This is a genomic window from Streptomyces sp. HNM0645 (genome assembly GCF_030056615.1).
GTDB lineage: Bacteria > Actinomycetota > Actinomycetes > Streptomycetales > Streptomycetaceae > Streptomyces > Streptomyces marianii.
In genome coordinates this window covers 18,568-36,768 of the sequence record NZ_JASHLT010000016.1, presented here as the reverse complement: position 1 = coordinate 36,768, position 18,201 = coordinate 18,568, and the positions used below count along the sequence as shown (strand labels likewise).

Annotated in this window: 17 protein-coding genes; 9 read left to right on the top strand and 8 right to left on the bottom strand. The window is 71.7% G+C overall.

Features of this window, described 5'->3' with window-relative positions; translation table 11 throughout:
* Window positions 1–141: 141 nt before the first annotated feature.
* From secG to QMZ92_RS13585, 6 genes are all read left to right on the top strand, one after another.
* Window positions 142–378, top strand: a complete 237-nt coding sequence (gene secG, locus QMZ92_RS13610; protein WP_170813917.1) for a preprotein translocase subunit SecG — start codon at window positions 142–144, stop codon at window positions 376–378.
* 111 nt (window positions 379–489) lie between these two features.
* A complete protein-coding gene (locus QMZ92_RS13605; protein ID WP_078503510.1) occupies window positions 490–825 on the top strand; it encodes an RNA polymerase-binding protein RbpA in 336 nt (111 codons plus the stop codon).
* A 167-nt stretch (window positions 826–992) separates the two neighbouring features.
* Window positions 993–2,657 (top strand): glucose-6-phosphate isomerase, encoded by a 1,665-nt coding sequence (gene pgi, locus QMZ92_RS13600; RefSeq protein WP_283297633.1) that lies wholly within the window; start codon window positions 993–995, stop codon window positions 2,655–2,657.
* A 12-nt stretch (window positions 2,658–2,669) separates the two neighbouring features.
* Window positions 2,670–3,170 carry a PH domain-containing protein gene (locus QMZ92_RS13595; protein ID WP_283297632.1) on the top strand — a complete coding sequence of 167 codons (501 nt, stop codon included), beginning with the start codon at window positions 2,670–2,672 and terminating at the stop codon, window positions 3,168–3,170.
* Entirely contained in the window at window positions 3,167–4,702 is a 1,536-nt protein-coding gene (locus tag QMZ92_RS13590) for a PH domain-containing protein (RefSeq protein ID WP_283297631.1), read from the top strand. Before QMZ92_RS13595 ends, QMZ92_RS13590 begins: the two co-directional genes overlap by 4 nt.
* Before the next feature lie 66 nt (window positions 4,703–4,768).
* On the top strand, window positions 4,769–5,620 hold the full coding sequence (locus QMZ92_RS13585; protein ID WP_502962047.1) for a poly-gamma-glutamate hydrolase family protein: 852 nt from the start codon (window positions 4,769–4,771) through the stop codon (window positions 5,618–5,620).
* An 85-nt stretch (window positions 5,621–5,705) separates the two neighbouring features.
* Here QMZ92_RS13585 and pgl read toward each other — a convergent pair whose 3' ends face one another.
* The 5 genes from pgl to tkt are packed head-to-tail and all read right to left on the bottom strand — an operon-like array spanning window position 5,706 to window position 12,405.
* Window positions 5,706–6,512, bottom strand: a complete 807-nt coding sequence (gene pgl, locus QMZ92_RS13580; RefSeq protein ID WP_283297629.1) for a 6-phosphogluconolactonase — start codon at window positions 6,510–6,512, stop codon at window positions 5,706–5,708.
* Window positions 6,509–7,573, bottom strand: coding sequence for a glucose-6-phosphate dehydrogenase assembly protein OpcA (gene opcA, locus QMZ92_RS13575; protein ID WP_283297628.1), 1,065 nt, complete (start codon window positions 7,571–7,573; stop codon window positions 6,509–6,511). The genes pgl and opcA overlap by 4 nt, the downstream gene beginning before the upstream one ends.
* Window positions 7,570–9,102 (bottom strand): glucose-6-phosphate dehydrogenase, encoded by a 1,533-nt coding sequence (gene zwf / locus QMZ92_RS13570; RefSeq protein WP_283297627.1) that lies wholly within the window; start codon window positions 9,100–9,102, stop codon window positions 7,570–7,572. Before zwf ends, opcA begins: the two co-directional genes overlap by 4 nt.
* Before the next feature lie 5 nt (window positions 9,103–9,107).
* Complete coding sequence (gene tal, locus QMZ92_RS13565) at window positions 9,108–10,250, bottom strand: transaldolase (protein WP_283297626.1); 1,143 nt, start codon at window positions 10,248–10,250, stop codon at window positions 9,108–9,110.
* 34 nt (window positions 10,251–10,284) lie between these two features.
* Window positions 10,285–12,405: a transketolase gene (tkt, locus tag QMZ92_RS13560; RefSeq protein ID WP_283297625.1), complete on the bottom strand. Its 2,121-nt coding sequence runs from the start codon at window positions 12,403–12,405 to the stop codon at window positions 10,285–10,287.
* A 363-nt stretch (window positions 12,406–12,768) separates the two neighbouring features.
* Here tkt and QMZ92_RS13555 point away from each other — a divergent pair, with 363 nt between their 5' ends.
* The 3 genes from QMZ92_RS13555 to QMZ92_RS13545 all read left to right on the top strand — a co-directional run bounded on the left by QMZ92_RS13555 (window position 12,769) and on the right by QMZ92_RS13545 (window position 15,338).
* Window positions 12,769–13,716, top strand: coding sequence for a heme o synthase (locus QMZ92_RS13555; protein WP_283297624.1), 948 nt, complete (start codon window positions 12,769–12,771; stop codon window positions 13,714–13,716).
* A gap of 82 nt (window positions 13,717–13,798) precedes the next feature.
* A complete protein-coding gene (locus QMZ92_RS13550) occupies window positions 13,799–14,140 on the top strand; it encodes a hypothetical protein (RefSeq protein WP_138055975.1) in 342 nt (113 codons plus the stop codon).
* A gap of 115 nt (window positions 14,141–14,255) precedes the next feature.
* Complete coding sequence (locus QMZ92_RS13545; RefSeq protein ID WP_283297623.1) at window positions 14,256–15,338, top strand: amidohydrolase family protein; 1,083 nt, start codon at window positions 14,256–14,258, stop codon at window positions 15,336–15,338.
* A gap of 15 nt (window positions 15,339–15,353) precedes the next feature.
* On the opposite strand, the gene QMZ92_RS13540 is transcribed toward QMZ92_RS13545, so the two are convergent.
* The 3 genes from QMZ92_RS13540 to QMZ92_RS13530 form a co-directional block, all read right to left on the bottom strand.
* Window positions 15,354–16,313: a COX15/CtaA family protein gene (locus QMZ92_RS13540; protein WP_283297622.1), complete on the bottom strand. Its 960-nt coding sequence runs from the start codon at window positions 16,311–16,313 to the stop codon at window positions 15,354–15,356.
* Between the two features lie 97 nt (window positions 16,314–16,410).
* Complete coding sequence (locus QMZ92_RS13535; protein ID WP_283297705.1) at window positions 16,411–17,127, bottom strand: ABC transporter permease; 717 nt, start codon at window positions 17,125–17,127, stop codon at window positions 16,411–16,413.
* Between the two features lie 98 nt (window positions 17,128–17,225).
* A complete protein-coding gene (locus QMZ92_RS13530) occupies window positions 17,226–18,152 on the bottom strand; it encodes an ABC transporter ATP-binding protein (protein WP_283297621.1) in 927 nt (308 codons plus the stop codon).
* Window positions 18,153–18,201 lie beyond the last annotated feature (49 nt).

Below are 18,201 nucleotides of genomic sequence, written 5' to 3'. Positions count from 1 at the left end.
GAGGGTCCGGCCCGCGGCGAGGGTCGTGGAAATGGGTAACCTCGTCGTACGCTTGCGGGGGCCGAGGCTCGTGGACTCGGCCCCCGTTTTCCTGATCAGTTGTTCAGTCTGATTCGTTCGTCCGAGGAAGTTGGTCCAGCCGTGGTTATGGGGTTCTCGATCGCCCTGATCGTCTTCAGCCTGCTGCTGATGCTGCTGGTGCTGATGCACAAGGGGAAGGGCGGCGGCCTCTCCGACATGTTCGGTGGCGGCATGCAGTCGTCCGTCGGCGGCTCCTCGGTCGCCGAGCGCAACCTGGACCGCATCACGATCGTGGTCGGCCTGATGTGGTTCGCGTGCATTGTCGTACTTGCTCTGCTGATGAAGCTGGGCGGCTGACCCACAAAGAGCGTCCCGGAAGGTGGGGGTGTAACTCCAATCACTGGACGAGCGTTGGGCCTTACGTAGACTGGGGCATCTTCGAGCACCATCAGGCAGGGAGTTACGACCGTGGCAAGTGGCAACGCGATTCGGGGAAGCCGGGTCGGGGCGGGGCCGATGGGGGAGGCGGAGCGGGGCGAGTCCGCGCCGCGTCTCCGCATCTCCTTCTGGTGCTCGAACGGGCACGAGACGCAGCCGAGCTTCGCCAGCGACGCACAGGTTCCGGACAGCTGGGACTGCCCGCGCTGCGGGTTCCCGGCCGGCCAGGACCGGGACAACCCGCCGGACCCGCCGCGTACCGAGCCGTACAAGACGCATCTGGCGTACGTGCGCGAGCGGCGCAGTGACGCGGACGGTGAGGCGATCCTCGCCGAGGCGCTCGCGAAGCTCCGGGGCGAGATCTGAGCAGCTGACGCCGGGCCCGGCCGGCGGCGGGATCCCAGGATTCCGCCGCCGGCCGGGCCCGATGCGTTTCGCCCGCACGCCGTTGCGTCGCGCCGGCCGCCCTCACGATCAATTAGGTTGGTGGGGCAGCGGGGACGCAGTCAGGTACGAGAAGAAGTGGGCTGAAGATGAACGCAATCCGGCTCAACCGGAGGCCCGAATGGGCTGCTCTGACCAAGCACCGTGAGCAGATGGCGGACACGCATCTACGGGAGCTGTTCGCCGCGGATCCCGGGCGCGGCAGCCGGTACACCCTGAGGGCCGGCGATCTGCACCTCGACTACTCCAAGCACCGGGTGACCGACGAGACGCTGGCACTGCTGCGTGACCTCGCCGCCGCCACCGGGGTCGCGGAGCTGCGGGACGCCATGTTCCGCGGTGAAAAGATCAACATCACCGAGGACCGGGCGGTCCTGCACATCGCGCTCCGCGCCCCCCGGGACGCGGTCATCGAGGTCGACGGCGAGAACGTGGTGCCGGCCGTGCACGCCGTGCTCGACAAGATGAGCGCCTTCTCCGGACAGATCCGTTCGGGCCGCTGGACCGGCCACACCGGAAAGCCCATCAGGAACGTCGTCAACATCGGCATCGGCGGCTCCGACCTCGGCCCCGCGATGGCCTACGAGGCGCTGCGCGCCTACACCGCACGGGACCTGACGTTCCGTTTCGTCTCGAACGTGGACGGGGCCGATCTCCACGAGGCGGTCCGCGACCTCGACCCCGCCGAGACGCTGTTCGTCATCGCCTCCAAGACGTTCGCCACCGTCGAGACCATCACCAACGCCACCACCGCCCGCGAGTGGCTCCTGACCGGCCTCGGCGCCGGCCAGGAGGCCGTGGCCAAGCACTTTGTCGCGCTGTCCACCAACGCGGAGAAGGTCGCCGACTTCGGTATCGACACCACGAACATGTTCGAGTTCTGGGACTGGGTCGGTGGCCGCTACTCGTACGACTCGGCGATCGGGCTCTCGCTGATGATCGCCATCGGCCCGGAGCGCTTCCGCGAGATGCTGGACGGATTCCACCTCGTCGACGAGCACTTCCGCACGGCGCCGCCGGAGAAGAACGCACCACTGCTGATGGGCCTCCTCGGCATCTGGTACGACGACTTCTTCGACGCCCAGTCGCACGCGGTCCTGCCGTACTCGCACTATCTGAGCAAGTTCACCGCGTATCTGCAGCAGTTGGACATGGAGTCGAACGGCAAGTCCGTCGACCGGGAGGGCGAGCCCGTCGACTGGCAGACGGGACCGGTCGTCTGGGGCACGCCGGGGACCAACGGGCAGCACGCGTACTACCAGTTGATCCACCAGGGCACCAAGCTCGTGCCGGCCGACTTCATCGGCTTCGCGGACCCCGTCGACGAGCTGCCGGCCGGACCGGCGGGCCACCACGACCTGCTGATGGCGAACTTCTTCGCCCAGACCCAGGCGCTGGCCTTCGGCAAGACCCCGGAGGAGGTGCGTGCGGAGGGCGTGCCCGAGGAACTGGTGGCGCACAAGACGTTCCGCGGCAACCATCCGACCACGACGATCCTCGCCGGCAGGCTGACGCCCTCCGTCCTCGGCCAGCTCGTCGCGCTCTACGAGCACAAGGTGTTCGTCCAGGGCGCCGTCTGGAACATCGACTCCTTCGACCAGTGGGGCGTCGAGCTCGGCAAGGTCCTGGCCAAGCGCCTGGAGCCGGTGCTCACCGAGGGCCGCGGCGGCGAGGACCTCGACAGCTCCACCGCCGCGCTGGTGTCCACGTACCGCACTCTGCGCGGCCGGGGCCCGCTGGGCGGCGGGGCGTAGGACGGCGGTCCGATGACGGGGGAGGGGACCGTGAGGCTGAGGCCGCCGAACAACAGGCTGAACGAACGGGCCGTCGGATGGTGGCGGGCGCGGTGCCTGCTGACGGCGGCCGTGCCGGTGGCGGTGCTCGCCGCCCTCGGCACGTTCATCGGTCCCGCCAGGGCCTGGCTGTGGTTCGCGGCCGGGGCGCTGGCGGTCCTCGGCCTGGCGGGCACGGCCCTCCTCCCCTCCTGGTGGTACCGGTTCCACCGCTGGGAGGTCACGGACGAGGCCGTGTACGTCCGCACGGGCGCCCTCCTGCAGGAGTGGCGCATCGCCCCGATGTCCCGGATCCAGACCGTCGACACCGTACGGGGTCCGCTGGAACAGCTCTTCCGGCTGGCCACCGTCACCGTCACCACCGCCTCCGCCAAGGGCGCGCTGAGGATCGAGGGTCTGGACCACGAGGTCGCCGCCGGACTGGCCGAGCAGCTGACGCGGATCACCCAGGCCACCCCCGGGGACGCCACATGACCACCGCGGGCGGCCCGGACGAGGGCTGGCGGCGGCTCGACCCGCGCACGGTGCTCGTCACGGCCGCCGTGATGGCGGGGGTGGCGGGTGGTGCCGGACTGCCCGTCCTGCTCGGTCTGGCCGGGAGCATGCCGTGGTGGCAGGCGCTCGGCCGGGTGCTCGCCGGGGCCCTGGTGCTCATCGCCGCTGGCGTAGGCGCGGACTGGCTGCGCTGGAGGCGCACGCGGTACCGCATCGGCCCCGAGCGCGCCGAGCTCCACACCGGGCTGCTGCTGGTGAAGCGGCGGTCCCTGGCGCGCGAACGCATCCGTACCGTCGATCTGACGGCCCATCCGCTGCTGCGGATACTCGGCCTGGTCAAGGTGCGGATCGGCACCGGTGAACACACCGGCGGCGGGGAGTCCACGCTGGAACTCGACCCGGTCACCAGGGCCGAGGGCGAGCGGCTGCGCCGGGAACTGCTGGCGCGGCGGGCCGCCGGGGTGCCGGAGGCCGAACGGGACGGGACACTGGCGGCCCTCGACCCCCGCTGGATCCGCTACGCGCCGGTGTCCTTCGTCGCCCCCCTGCTCGGCGGTGCCGCGGTCGGAGCGGTGATGCAGGTCAGCCAGTGGTTCGGGGTGCAGACACAGGTGATCGACTGGGTCGGTGAGCGGTTTCGGGACACCCCGCTGCTCTGGACGGCCGTGGTGCTGGCGGTACTGGCCCTGTTCGCCGGGGTCGTCGGAGCACTCGGCCTCTGGGTGGAGATGTGGTTCGGCTACCGGCTGGAACGCGAACCGGGCGGTACGCTGCGGGTCCGCCGGGGGCTGTTCACCTCCCGCTCCCTCTCGATCGAGGAGCGACGGCTGCGCGGAGTCGAACGCGTCGAGCCACTCGGCGTGCGGCTGTTCGGCGCCGCGCGGGTGGACGCCGTGGCCACCGGCCTGGTCAAGGACGACGAGGACGGCAAGGCCGACCACCGGACGCTGCTGCCGCCCGCGCCGGGGCCCGTGGCCGACGACGTCGCCGCCCGGGTGCTGCGGGAGCCCCGCCCGCCCACGAGCGCCCCGCTCACCGCGCATCCGCGTGCGGCGCGCTCCCGCAGACTGCGCCGGGCCCTCGCGGCCGCCCTCGCGCCGGTCCTGGTCCTCGTCGTCCTGGGCCTGTCGGTGACGGACGTCCTGCTGTACGCCGCCGCGGCCTGCGCGGCGGTGTCCCTGCCGCCCGCGGTGCTGCTGGCCCTGGACGCGTACCGGAGCCTGGGCCACGCGCTCGTGGGCGACTATCTGGTCGCCCGCTCGGGGACCGTCCGGCGGGGCACGGTGGCGCTGCGGCGCGGCGGGGTCATCGGCTGGACGCTGAAGCAGTCGTGGTTCCAGCGGCGTGCCGGGCTGCTGACCCTGACCGCCACCACGGCGGCGGGCGACGGTGCGTACCCGGTGTACGACGCCGACGAGCACGAGATCCTGGACTTCGCCGCCCGGGCGGTCCCGGGGCTGCTGGAACCGTTCCTCGAGCGGCCGGGCGGTCGCAACGAGCACGGGGGGTAAGGGGCGTGAGCGATGCCACGTCCGGAACGGGCGGCTCCGCCCGCCGGAGACGTGATCATGTCCCTCATGAACATTTCAGCAGATCGCCGTTCGGTGCTCACCGCGCTCGTCGGGGCCGCCGTCAGCGGCACCGTGCTCGGCGGATTCGGGGCCGCACCCGCGTACGCCACCGGAGAGAACGACGTCTACACGTCCAACACCGACCTCTACACCAAGCTCGCGGGCAAGGAGGGCACCGACTTCGGCCGTCGCTGGAAGCGCCATCAGCACGCCGACGAGAGCCGGACCGGGACGGCGCCGTTCAACCGGACGACGATCATGGCACTGCACGGGGGCGGTATCGAGGGCGGCACCTCCGAACTCTGCCTCGGGATCGCCGGCTACCACCCCGCCACCCTCGAAGCCGTGCAGGACGGCCACCCCGTACACGACTACTGGATGTTCGAGGGACTGCGCTCCTCCGGCAATCGGGAACTCCACGTCACGTCCACGAGCTGCGACGACCGGATCGCCCTCTCGCTGGCCGGGGGCAGTCTCAACGTGCTGAGCCTGCACGGCTGTACGGCCGCTCAGGCCGGTGCCCCGGCCTCCTCTCCCGAGGCCGTCGTGGTCGGCGGCCGCAGCGCCGACTTCAAGGCAGCCCTGCACCTGGAGCTCGGGAATGCCGGGTTCACCACCATCGACGGCTCCGCAGTACCGGACCTCGCGGGCGTCAAGACCGACAACCCCTGCAACCGCACCGTGCTCGGCGAGGGCGGACAGCTGGAAATCACCGCGGAGCTGCGTGCCGCCATGTTCGGGGTCTACACCAACGCGGGACGCCCCGGGAGCACCACCGAGGTGTTCTGGCGCTTCACGGCCGCCGCGCGGGCGGCGGTGGCCCGCCTGGAAGCCAAGCCGGGTCAGGTCCTGCTGTGACGGGCGGCGGGCGCTGAGACGACGTACGGCCCGGCCCGCCGGTGGGGGCGGACCGGACCTCGTCGCACCGGGCGGTGAGACCGCGTCAGGCGGAGGCGGGCGGATAGAGATCGCGCGGCAGCTGGGACGCGGCCGCCGCGTCCAGCAGCCACAGCGTTCTCGACCTGCCGTACGCCCCTGCCGCCGGGGCCTGGATCTCGCCCGCGCCCGACAGGGCGATGCGCGCGGCGTTCGCCTTGTCCTCGCCTGCCGCGAGCAGCCACACCTCGCGCGCCGCCCGGATCGCCGGGAGCGTCAGGGAGATGCGCGTCGGCGGGGGCTTCGGCGCGCCGTGGACGCCGACGACCGTGCGCTCCGTCTCCCGTACCGCGGGAAGCTCGGGGAACAGGGAGGCGACGTGCGTGTCGGGGCCCACGCCCAGCATCAGGACGTCGAACGCCGGCACATCGCCGCCCGCGTCGGCAGCCGCCGACCGGTAGTGCTCGGGGCCCGCGGCTGCGGCCAGCTCCTCCGCGTACGCGGCCGCCGCGGCGTCCGCGTCGTTGCCGTACCGTCCGTCCGACGCGGGCATCGGGTGCACCCGGGCCGGGTCCAGCGGCACCGAGTCGAGCAGGGCCTCCCGGGCCTGCGTGATGTTGCGCTCCGGGTCCCCTTCGGGGAGGAAGCGCTCGTCGCCCCACCACAGTTCGAGCCTGGACCAGTCGATGGCGTCCCTCGCGGGTGCCGCGGCGAGCGCGGCCAGCAGGCCGTTGCCGTTGCGCCCGCCGGTGAGCACCACCGAGGCGGAGTCCCGGGCGGCCTGGGCGTCCACGATCTTCGTGATCAGCCGGGCCGCTGCGGCCTGGGCCATCAGCTCCTTGTCGCGGTGGACGACGAGTTGGGGGGCGCTCACTTGGACGCCGCCTTCCTCGCCGGTGCCTTCGCGGGAGTCTTGTCCCCGCTCTTCTCCCCGGACCTCTCCGCCGTCGGGTCCGGGCGCTCCGCCGCGGCCTTCCTCGCGGCGGAGCCGTCGCCGGCCACCGCGGTCTGCTGGTCGAGCCGGTCGACCCCGAACCGCAGCGTCGCGGCGTAGATGTCGTCCGGGTCCAGCCGCCGCAGCTCCTCGGCCATCAGCTCGGCGGTGTCGCGCCGCTTCAGCGCCACCGCACGGTCCGGCTGGCCCTCGATGGACAGCGTCGCCAGGGAGCCGTCCGCGCGGTCCAGCACGATGGCGCCGCTGTCCGTCAGCAGCCGCACGGCGGTGAGGCCGGGACCGCCGGAGGCCGTGCGCGTCACCGGTACGTCCAGCCGGTCGCCGAGCCACATCCCGAGCAGCTCGCAGCTCGGGTTGAACTCCTCACCCTCGACCTCGGCCCCGGTGATCCGCCAGTCGACCTGGTCCAGGGCGGCCGCGAGCATCGAGCGCCACGGGGTGATGCGGGTCCAGGACAGATCCGTGTCGCCCGGGGTGTAGGCGTCGGCGCGGGCGGTCAGCTCGGCGACGGGGCGCTCGCAGGCGTACGTGTCGGTGACCCTGCGCTGTGCCAGTGCGCCCAGGGGGTCGGACGCCGGATCGACCGGCGCGTTCACCGGCCACCACACCACGACCGGCGCGTCCGGCAGAAGCAGCGGCAGCACCACGGACTGGGCGTGGTCGGCGACCTCGCCGTAGAGCCGCAGGACCACCGTCTCGCCGGTGCCGGCGTCCGCGCCGACCCGGACCTCGGCGTCCAGCCGCGCCTTGGCCCGGTCACGCGGGGAGCGGGAGACGCGCTTGATGACGACGAGCTTGCGCGAGGGGTGCTCGCGGGCGGCCTCGTTGGCCGCCTTCAGCGCGTCGTAGGCGTTCTCCTCGTCGGTGACGATGACGAGGGTGAGGACCATGCCGACGGCCGGGGTGCCGATCGCCCGCCGGCCCTGCACCAGCGCCTTGTTGATCTTTCCGGAGGTGGTGTCCGTAAGGTCGATCTTCATGGCCGGCGCCAGCTCCGTCCGTCTCGTGCGAGCATTTCGTCCGCCTCGACCGGACCCCACGTCCCGGCTGGGTACTGCGCGGGCCTGCCGTGCTTCTCCCAGAACTCCTCGATCGGGTCGAGGATCTTCCAGGACAGCTCGACCTCCCCGACCCTCGGGAAGAGGTTGGAGTCGCCGAGCAGCACGTCGAGGATCAGCCGCTCGTACGCCTCCGGGCTGGACTCCGTGAAGGACTCGCCGTAGGCGAAGTCCATGGAGACGTCGCGGACCTCCATCGAGGTGCCGGGGACCTTCGAGCCGAAGCGCAGGGTCACGCCCTCGTCCGGCTGGACCCGGATGACCAGGGCGTTCTGCCCGAGTTCCTGGGTGGCCGTGCGGTCGAAGGGGGAGTGCGGGGCGCGCTGGAAGACGACGGCGATCTCGGTGACACGGCGGCCGAGCCGCTTGCCGGTGCGGAGGTAGAACGGCACGCCCGCCCAGCGCCGGTTGTCGATCTCCAGCTTTATCGCCGCGTAGGTGTCGGTCTTGGAGGTGGGGTCGATGCCCTCCTCGTCCAGATAGCCGACGACCTTCGCGCCGCCCTGCCAGCCGGCCGCGTACTGCGCGCGGACGGTGCCGGCGGCGAGGTCCTTGGGCAGCCTCACCGCACCCAGCACCTTGGTCTTCTCCGTCGCCAGAGAGTCCGCCTCGAAGGAGGCGGGCTCCTCCATCGCGGTCAGCGCGAGCAGTTGGAGCAGGTGGTTCTGGATGACGTCGCGCGCGGCGCCGATGCCGTCGTAGTAGCCGGCACGGCCGCCGATGCCGATGTCCTCGGCCATGGTGATCTGCACGTGGTCGACGAAAGACCGGTTCCAGATCGGTTCGAAGAGGGTGTTGGCGAAGCGGAGCGCCAGGATGTTCTGGACGGTCTCCTTGCCCAGGTAGTGGTCGATGCGGAAGACCTGGTCCGGTTCGAACACGTCGTGGACGAGCGAGTTCAGCTCCATCGCGGAGGCCAGGTCGTGGCCGAAGGGCTTCTCGATGACGGCCCGCCGCCACGAGCCGTCCTTCTGCTCCGCGAGCCCGTGCTTCTTCAGCTGCTTGACGACCTTGGGGAAGAACTTCGGCGGCACCGAGAGGTAGAAGGCGAAGTTGCCGCCCGTGCCCTGCACCTGGTCGAGTTCCGTGATGGTCTTCTTCAGGGTCTCGAACGCGTCGTCGTCGTCGAACTCGCCGGGGACGAACCGCATGCCCTGGATGAGCTGCTGCCAGACCTCCTCCCGGAAGGGAGTGCGGGAGTGCTCCTTCACGGCCTCGTGGACCTCGTGGGCGAAGTCCTGGTCGTCCCACTCGCGGCGGGCGAAGCCGACGAGGGAGAAGCCCGGCGGCAGGAGCCCGCGGTTGGCGAGGTCGTACACGGCGGGCATCAGCTTCTTCCGTGACAAATCGCCCGTGACGCCGAAGATCACCAGGCCCGACGGCCCCGCGATGCGCGGGAGCCGTCGGTCCGCGGCGTCACGAAGCGGATTCGCTCCGTGTGCGGAAGTCAAGGTGCTCAGCCCTCCGAGGGAGCGAGGCGCTGGAGCTCCGCCTCGGTCGACTTGAGCAGGTCGTTCCAGGCCCCCTCGAACTTCTCGACGCCCTCGTCCTCGAGCAGCTGGACGACGTCGTCGTACGAGATCCCGAGCTTCTCGAGGGCGTCGAGCTCGGCACGGGCCTGCTCGTACGTCCCGCGCACCGTGTCGCCCGTGATCCGCCCGTGGTCGGCGGTCGCCTCCAGCGTGGCCTCCGGCATGGTGTTGACCGTGCCCGGTGCGACCAGCTGGTCCACGTACATCGTGTCCGGGTACGCCGGGTCCTTGACGCCTGTCGAGGCCCACAGCGGACGCTGCGCGTTGGCCTGCGCCTTGTCGAGGGCGGCCCAGCGCTCCGACGGCGGCGTCGACTTGTCGGCCGAACCGAACACCGCCTCGTAGGCCTGGTAGGCCAGCCGTGCGTTGGCGAGCGCCGCCTTGCCGCGCAGCTGCTTCGCCTCGTCCGTGCCGAGGGCGTCCAGCCGCTTGTCGATCTCGGTGTCCACCCGGGACACGAAGAACGACGCCACGGAACGGATCTTCGACAGGTCCAGGCCCGCGGCCTTCGCCTTCTCCAGGCCTGCCAGGTAGGCGTCCATGACCTCGCGGTACCGCTCCAGCGAGAAGATCAGCGTGACGTTGACGCTGATGCCGAGGCCGATGACCTCGGTGATCGCCGGAAGGCCGGCCCGTGTGGCCGGGATCTTGATGAACGTGTTCGGCCGGTCCACCAGCCAGGCCAGCTGCTTGGCCTCGGCGACGGTCGCCGCCGTGTTGTGCGCCAGCCGCGGGTCGACCTCGATCGAGACCCGGCCGTCCTGGCCGCCCGTGGCGTCGAACACCGGCCGCAGCACGTCCGCGGCGTCGCGCACGTCCGCGGTGGTGATCATGCGGAGGGCTTCCTCGACGGTCACCCGGCGGGTGGCGAGGTCGGAGACCTGCGGCTCGTAGCCGTCGCCGGACGAGATGGCCTTCTGGAAGATGGACGGGTTGGTGGTGACGCCCACGACGTGCTGCTGGTCGATGAGCTCGGCAAGGTTGCCGGACGTGATGCGCTTGCGCGACAGGTCGTCGAGCCAGATCGCGACGCCTTCGTCGGAGAGGCGCTTGAGTGCGTCTGTCATGAGAGTTGCATCTCCTACTAGTCGTATACCGGCGTCAACGCGCGGCGGCGGCGATCCCAGTCGTTGAACCGAGCGCGGCCCGCGCGGCGGCGGCCACCGCCTCGGGGGTGAATCCGAACTCGCGGAACAGCACCTTGCCGTCGGCAGAGGCACCGAAGTGCTCCAGCGACACGATCCGGCCGGCGTCACCGACGAAGCGGTGCCAGGTCAGCCCGACACCGGCCTCGACGGCCACCCGCGCCTTCACCGACGGCGGCAGCACCGAGTCCCGGTAGGCCTGGTCCTGCTGGTCGAACCACTCGACGGACGGCATCGAGACGACCCGCGTCGCGATGCCCTCGGCCTGCAGCTGCTCGCGGGCCTCCACGGCCAGGTGCACCTCGGAGCCGGTGGCGATCAGCAGGGCCTGCGGCTCGGTGCTCTCCCCGCCGGGGCCCTCGGCCTCGAACATGACGTAACCGCCCTTGGCGGCGTCCTCGTTGGGCTCGTACGTCGGCACGCCCTGGCGGGTCAGCGCCAGACCGTGCGGCGTGCCCACGCGGAACTCCTTCGTCCAGCGGCGGAGGATCTCGCGCCAGGCGATCGCCGTCTCGTTGGCGTCAGCCGGGCGCACGACGTTCAGACCCGGAATGGCGCGCAGCGAGGCCAGGTGCTCCACCGGCTGGTGCGTCGGGCCGTCCTCGCCGAGACCGATCGAGTCGTGGGTCCAGACGTACGTCACCGGCAGGTGCATCAGCGCGGACAACCGGACCGCGTTGCGCATGTAGTCGGAGAAGACGAGGAACGTACCGCCGTAGACACGGGTGTTGCCGTGCAGCGTGATGCCGTTCATGATCGCGGCCATCGCGTGCTCGCGGATGCCGAAATGGACCGTGCGCCCGTACGGGTCCGCCTCCGGCAGCGGGTTGCCCCTGGGGAGGAACGACGAGGTCTTGTCGATCGTGGTGTTGTTCGAGCCCGCCAGGTCGGCGGAACCGCCCCACAGCTCCGGGACGACCGCGCCCAGCGCCTGCAGCACCTTGCCGGACGCGGCACGGGTGGCGACCGCCTTGCCGGTCTCGAAGACCGGGAGCTTCTCCTCCCAGCCGGCCGGGAGTTCGCCCGCGCGGATGCGGTCGAACTCGGCGGCGCGTTCCGGGTTGGCGGCACGCCACTCGGCGAACGTCTTCTCCCACTCCTCGCGGTCGGAGCGCCCGCGGTCGAGGGCCCGCCGGGTGTGCCGGATGACCTCGTCGGAGACCTCGAAGCTCTTCTCCGGGTCGAAGCCGAGGACCCGCTTGGTGGCCGCCACCTCGTCGTCGCCCAGCGCCGCGCCGTGCGCGGCCTCGGTGTTCTGGGCGTTCGGGGCCGGCCACGCGATGATCGAGCGGACGGCGATGAAGGAGGGACGCTCGCTCTCCTCCTTGGCCGCCTTCAGCGCCTCGTACAGACCGACCGGGTCCAGGTCGCCGCTCGGCAGCTGGGCCACGCGCTGGACGTGCCAGCCGTACGCCTCGTACCGCTTCACGGTGTCCTCGGAGACCGCGGTCTCGGTGTCGCCCTCGATGGAGATGTGGTTGTCGTCCCAGAGCAGCACCAGGTTGCCGAGCTTCTGGTGGCCGGCCAGCGAGGACGCCTCGTGGGAGATGCCCTCCTGGAGGCAGCCGTCGCCGGCGACGGCCCAGACGGTGTGGTCGAACGGAGAGGTGCCGGGAGCGGCGTCCGGGTCGAACAGGCCGCGCTCGTAGCGGGCGGCCATGGCCATTCCGACGGCGTTGGCGACGCCCTGGCCCAGCGGGCCGGTCGTGGTCTCGACGCCCACCGTGTGGCCGTACTCGGGGTGGCCCGGGGTCTTGGAGTCCCACGTGCGGAAGGACTTGAGGTCGTCGAGCTCCAGGCCGTACCCGGCGAGGTAGAGCTGGATGTAGAGCGTCAGGCTGGAGTGACCCGCGGAGAGCACGAACCGGTCGCGGCCGGTCCAGTCCGCGTCGGCGGGGTCGTGGCGCATCAGCTTCTGGAAGAGGACGTACGCCGCGGGGGCCAGGCTCATCGCCGTACCGGGATGGCCGTTGCCGACCTTCTGTACGGCGTCAGCGGCGAGGACACGCACGGTGTCCACGGCCCGCTGGTCCAATGCGGTCCACTCGAGGTCTGTGGTGGTCGGCTTGGTGCTCACCCTGGGTCAGGGCTCCTCTCCACATGTTCGGGTCCCGGTGACTGAGGCGTTTACCGGGCGCTGTCGAGCCTACCCTCGCAGCAACGTGCATCCTTTCGGGTGCACGTCTCTCCAATCGGACACATCAACCAGCCTGCGGGTACCGGCCCGACTTCGCCTGTTGTCGGTGCTTGACTCCGGTGAGTACGGACGGCGCCGCCGCAGCGCTCAACACGACCCACCCCCGCGAAGATCGGCATGGGGCCAACGTCTAGAGTGGCGTGGTACGCGCAAGCCTTCACCGGGCATTCACGCCTCCATGACCCTCCGGGTACGAGGGATGCCCCCGCGAAGCTTGCTGGGAATTCTCTGTCAGGGGTGTGCGTGACGGCCGTCGAGTCCCGACCCGCCGGGGTCGTCTTGACTCCCAGCCCGGGGGGCCATCGGCCGTTCGGGGCCCGCGTCAAGGCATTCGTGGCGCTGACCAAGCCGCGGATCATCGAGCTGCTTCTCATCACCACCGTACCGGTGATGTTCCTGGCCGCGCAGGGCGTGCCGGACCTCTGGCTCGTGATCGCCACGTGCGTCGGCGGATACCTCTCCGCGGGCGGTGCCAACGCGCTCAACATGTACATCGATCGCGACATCGACGCCCTGATGGACCGCACCGCGCAGCGCCCGCTGGTCACCGGCATGGTGTCGCCGCGCGAGGGCCTGGTCTTCGGCATCACCCTGGCCGTGGTCTCCACGCTCTGGTTCGGGCTTCTCGTCAACTGGCTGTCGGCGGCCCTGGCGCTCGGCGCGCTCCTCTTCTACGTGGTCGTCTACACGATGCTGCTGAAGCGGCGCACCGCGCAGAACATCGTCTGGGGCGGCATCGCCGGCTGCATGCCGGTGCTGATCGGCTGGTCCGCCGTCACCGACTCCATGTCGTGGGCCGCCGTCGTCCTCTTCCTCGTCATCTTCTTCTGGACGCCGCCGCACTACTGGCCGCTGTCGATGAAGGTGAAGGAGGACTACGCGCGCGTGGGCGTGCCGATGCTCCCGGTGATCGCCTCCAACAGGGTCGTCGCCCGGCAGATCGTCGTCTACAGCTGGGTGATGGTGGCGGTCTCGCTGTTGCTGACCCCGCTCGGCTACACCGGCTGGTTCTACACGGTGGTGGCGCTGGCGACCGGCGGCTGGTGGCTCTGGGAGGCGCACGCGCTGCAGAGCCGTGCCAAGGCCGGGGTGACGGGTGGGAAGCTCAAGGAGATGCGGCTGTTCCACTGGTCCATCACCTATGTCTCGCTGCTGTTCGTCGCCGTCGCCGTGGACCCCTTCCTGCGCTGACCGGCCGCCCGGGGCGCCGCGTGGCCGAGGCCACGTGGCCGGGCGGTCGCCAGTCGATCTACCCGCGAGTAGCATCCTGGTCATGGCAGACACCCAGGTTGACGAGAAGCAGTCCGCGAAGGCCGAGCGGAAGGCGGCGAAGCTCGCCAAGCAGATCGGCGCCTTCGCCAAGGCGCACGGCGGCGCCGAGGGCCAGCTCGCGTACATCGGCCAGACGGGCACCCGCATCGTGCTCGTCGGCGAGGACGGCGGCTGGGGCGACCTGGTCGCGCCGACCCACGAGATCGCCGTCAGGGCCGCGGAGAAGTCCGGCATCACCCTGCACGAGTCGTTCGACGGCGACTTCGCGCTGAAGGTCCGCACCGGACCGTACGAGTGGACCCGGATGGCCGGCATCCAGATCGGCGGCCCGTCGAACGGCTGACCGCTCCGTGCCCTGCGGGGGCACTCGAGAGCGGCCGCTGCGGCCCGGGGCAACACCTCGCGCGGGGCTCACCCGTTAGGAGGGGTGGAACGACGTCCACCACTGGGAGCCCCGGATGATCGACACGCCGTCCTTGGTGGATCAGTACTGCCACGGCGTCCTCCGCACGGAGCTGGGCCTCGGCACCTTCGAGGCCCACCTCGGCAGGACCGCCGGGCCGCCCGCACCCGGCACCACCTTCTTCGACACCCAGACCGGCTTCGCCGTACGCCGCTGGTGCCCGCCGCTGCTCGGCCTCGAACCCCACTGCCCGCCCACGCACTACCTCGCGCGCCGACGGGAGCTCGGCGTCCTCGAATCCGGCAGGCGGCTGCTGCGGGCCACCGGGATCTCCACCTACCTCGTGGACACCGGACCGCCCGGGGATCTCACCGGGGTGCCCGAGATCGCGGCCGCGGGCATGGCGGACGCCCATGAGATCGTGCGCCTGGAACTGCTCGCCGAACAGGTAGCCGACACCTCGGGCACCGTCGACTCGTTCCTCGCCAACCTCGCCGAGGCCGTGCACGGCGCGGCCGACTGGGCCGTCGCCTTCACCTCCGTCGCCGGCGTACGGCACGGGGTCTCCCTCGCGCCCGAGCCACCGGGGCCCGGCGAGGTGCGCGGCGCCACCGGGCGCTGGCTGGAGGGCCGGACGGTCGGCGGCCGGCTCACCGACCCCGTGCTGCTGCGCCATCTGCTCTGGGTCGCCGTCGCCTCGGGGCGGCCGCTGCAGATCCACGTAGGGGTGGGCGATCCGCTGTCGCTGACCGGCTTCGCGGCGGCGACCGCGGGTCTCGGCACCGATCTGGTGCTGCTGCACGGCTATCCGTACCACCGCCACGCCGCGTACCTGGCGAGCGTCTTCCCGCACGTGTACGCCGACGTCGGGCCCGCCCTGGCCCACACCGGGGCGGGGGCGGCGGCCGTCCTCGCCGAGACCCTCGAACACGCCCCGTTCGGGAAGCTGTTGTTCTCCAGCGGGGCCCGGGGGCTGCCCGAGCTCCATGTCGTCGGCGCCAGGATCTTCAGGGAGGCGCTGGACCGGGTGCTCGGCGGCTGGGTCGGCGACGGCGCCTGGTGCCGGGCGGACGCCCGGCGGGTCGCAGGGATGATCGCGGCGGACAACGCCCGCCGCGTCTACGGGCTGGCCGGCTGAACCGAACCGGCCGGCTCAGGCCGCCGTGAGGGCGGCGTCGGGCGCGGCCGGGGCACCCGGGGCGGCGAGCGGACGCTCCCGCAGGCTCAGGGCCAGGCGCAGCACGGCGATCCACATCAGCGAGGACCCGAGCATGTGCGCGCCGACCAGCACCTCCGGTACATCGGTGAAGAACTGCACATAGCCGACGGCGCCCTGCGCGACCAGCACGCAGATCAGCTCCCGGGCACGTGCCCGGGTGTCGTCGGGCGCGTCCACGATCCGCAGTGCCAGCCACGCCGCCACGGCGAGCACGCACACCAGCCAGGCCAGCGCGGCGTGCACATGGGCCGTGTCCACCCAGTCGAACGGCATCCTCGGCACGTCGCTGCTGTCGCCCGCGTGCTTGCCGGAGCCGGTCACGACGGTGCCCGCCGCGATCAGCAGTCCCGCCGCGCCGGTCAGCGCCCAGGACAGCCGCCGCACGGGAAGCGGGACCCGGGGCCGGGGCGCACGGTCGCCCTCGCCCGCCCGGATCCAGGTGACCGTGGCCACCGTCAGCAGTGCGTTCGCCGCGAGGAAGTGCCCGGCGACGGTCCAGGGGTTGAGCCCCGCCCACACGGTGATGCCGCCGAGGACCGCGTTGCTCATCACCACCCAGAACTGAGCCCAGCCGAGCCGGGTGAGCCCTCGCCGCCAGGGCTTGGTGGAGCGCGCCGCGACGATGGCCCAGCCGACCGCCGCGGACAGGACGTACGTCAGCATCCGGTTGCCGAACTCGATGGCGCCGTGGATGCCCTGCTCGGGCGTCGCGAACAGACTGTCGTCCGTGCACTTCGGCCAGGTGTCGCAGCCGAGTCCGGAGCCGGTCAGCCGGACCGCGCCGCCGGTGACGATGATGACCACGCTCATCACGACGGGTGCGAGCGCGGCACGCCGGAGGGTCTTGGGGGACGGCGTCCAGCGCTTGGCGATGTAGGCGAGGGGGGTTTGCACGGCGACTATCGTAGAGGGGCGCTTGTGCGTGCTTTCACGAGGGGCCCGGGGGCGCCCCGGGGTGTCGTCGCCAGGCCGTTCCGAAGGCCGGAGGCGCTCATTCCCAGCGGAAGAACCTCGCCGCCGCGGCGAGTCCCAGCACCGCCCAGCCCGCCAGGATCCCCAGATCGCCCCACGGCAGTGCCGCGCCGTCCCGGAGCACGTCGCGCAGCCCGTCGGACAGTGCGGAGATCGGCAGCAGCGAGAGGGCCGTCTGCGCCGCGTCCGGGAACCTGTCCAGCGGCACGATCACCCCGCCGCCGACCAGCAGCAGGAGGAAGACCAGATTGGCCGCGGCGAGCGTCGCCTCGGCCCGGAGCGTGCCGGCCATCAGCAGGCCCAGGCCCGAGAAGGCCGCGGTGCCCGCGACCAGCAGCAGCGCCACGGCGACCGGACCGCCCCGCGGCGACCAGCCGAGCCCGAGGGCGATCAGCGTCAGCAGCGCGACCTGCAGGACCTCCGTGACCAGGACGGCGAGTGTCTTGGCCGCCATCAGCGCCCAGCGGGGGAGCGGGGAGGCGCCCAGCCGCTTCAGCACGCCGTAGCGGCGCTCGAAGCCGGTGGCGATCGCCTGTCCCGTGAAGGCGGTGGACATCACGGCCAGCGCCAGGACCCCGGGGGCGAGGAAGTCGACGGCCCGGCCCCTGCCCGTGTCGACGATGTCGACGGTCGAGAAGAGCACCAGCAACAGCGATGGGATGATCACCGTCAGCAGCAGCTGCTCGCCGTTGCGGAGCAGCATCCGGGTCTCCAGCGCCGCCTGCGCCGCGATCATCCGGACGACCGGCGCACCGCCCGGCCTCGGGGCGTAGGTACCCCTGCCGCCGGGCGATTCCGGTGTGCCGGACGCCCGGTCCGTGGTCACCTCAGCGGTCACGACCGCAGCTCCTTCCCCGTGAGCTCCAGGAAGACGTCCTCGAGGGTGTGGCGCTCCACCGAGATGCCGCCCGGCATCACCCCGTGCTGCGCGCACCAGGAGGTGACGGTGGCGAGCAGCTGCGGGTCGACGCTGCCGCTGATCCGGTACGCGCCCGGTGTCAGCTCGGCCGCCGCGGTGCCGTCCGGCAGTGCCTTCAGCAGAGAGCCGAGGTCCAGGCCGGGACGGCCGGTGAAGCGGAGCGTGTTCTCGGCGCCGCCGCGGCACAGCTCCTCGGGGCTGCCCTGGGCGGCGACCCGGCCCGCGTCGACGATCGCGACGTCGTCGGCGAGTGCTTCCGCCTCGTCCATGAAGTGCGTGGTCAGCACGACCGTCACCCCGTCGGCGCGCAGCTCGCGCACGAGGTTCCAGGTGGCGCGCCGGGCCTGGGGGTCGAGTCCGGCGGTCGGCTCGTCCAGGAAGACCAGTTCGGGGCGTCCCACGACGGCCATGGCCAGGGCCAGCCGCTGCTGCTGTCCGCCCGAGAGCCGCCGGTACGCCGTCCGGCCGCAGGAGCCGAGGCCGAGCCGTTCGATCAGGGCGTCCACGTCGAGGGGGTGGGCGTGCAGCTTCGCCATGTGGCGCAGCATCTCGTCGGCTCGGGCGCCCGAGTACACGCCGCCGGACTGCAGCATCACGCCGATCCGCGGGCGTAGCCGCGCGGCGTCGGCGACCGGGTCGAGACCGAGGACGCGGACCGTGCCGGAGTCGGCGCGGCGGTAGCCCTCGCAGGTCTCGACGGTGGTGGTCTTCCCGGCCCCGTTCGGACCGAGGACGGCGGTGACCGTGCCGGTGCGGACGTCGAGGTCGAGCCCGTCCACCGCGGTTCTGGCTCCGTACCGTTTGACCAGGCCCCGTACCCGGACGGCGGACTCGTTGTTCATGCCGGGCAGTCTAGGGAGGGGGGAGGGGGCACCGGCGCCCCGGGGCGGG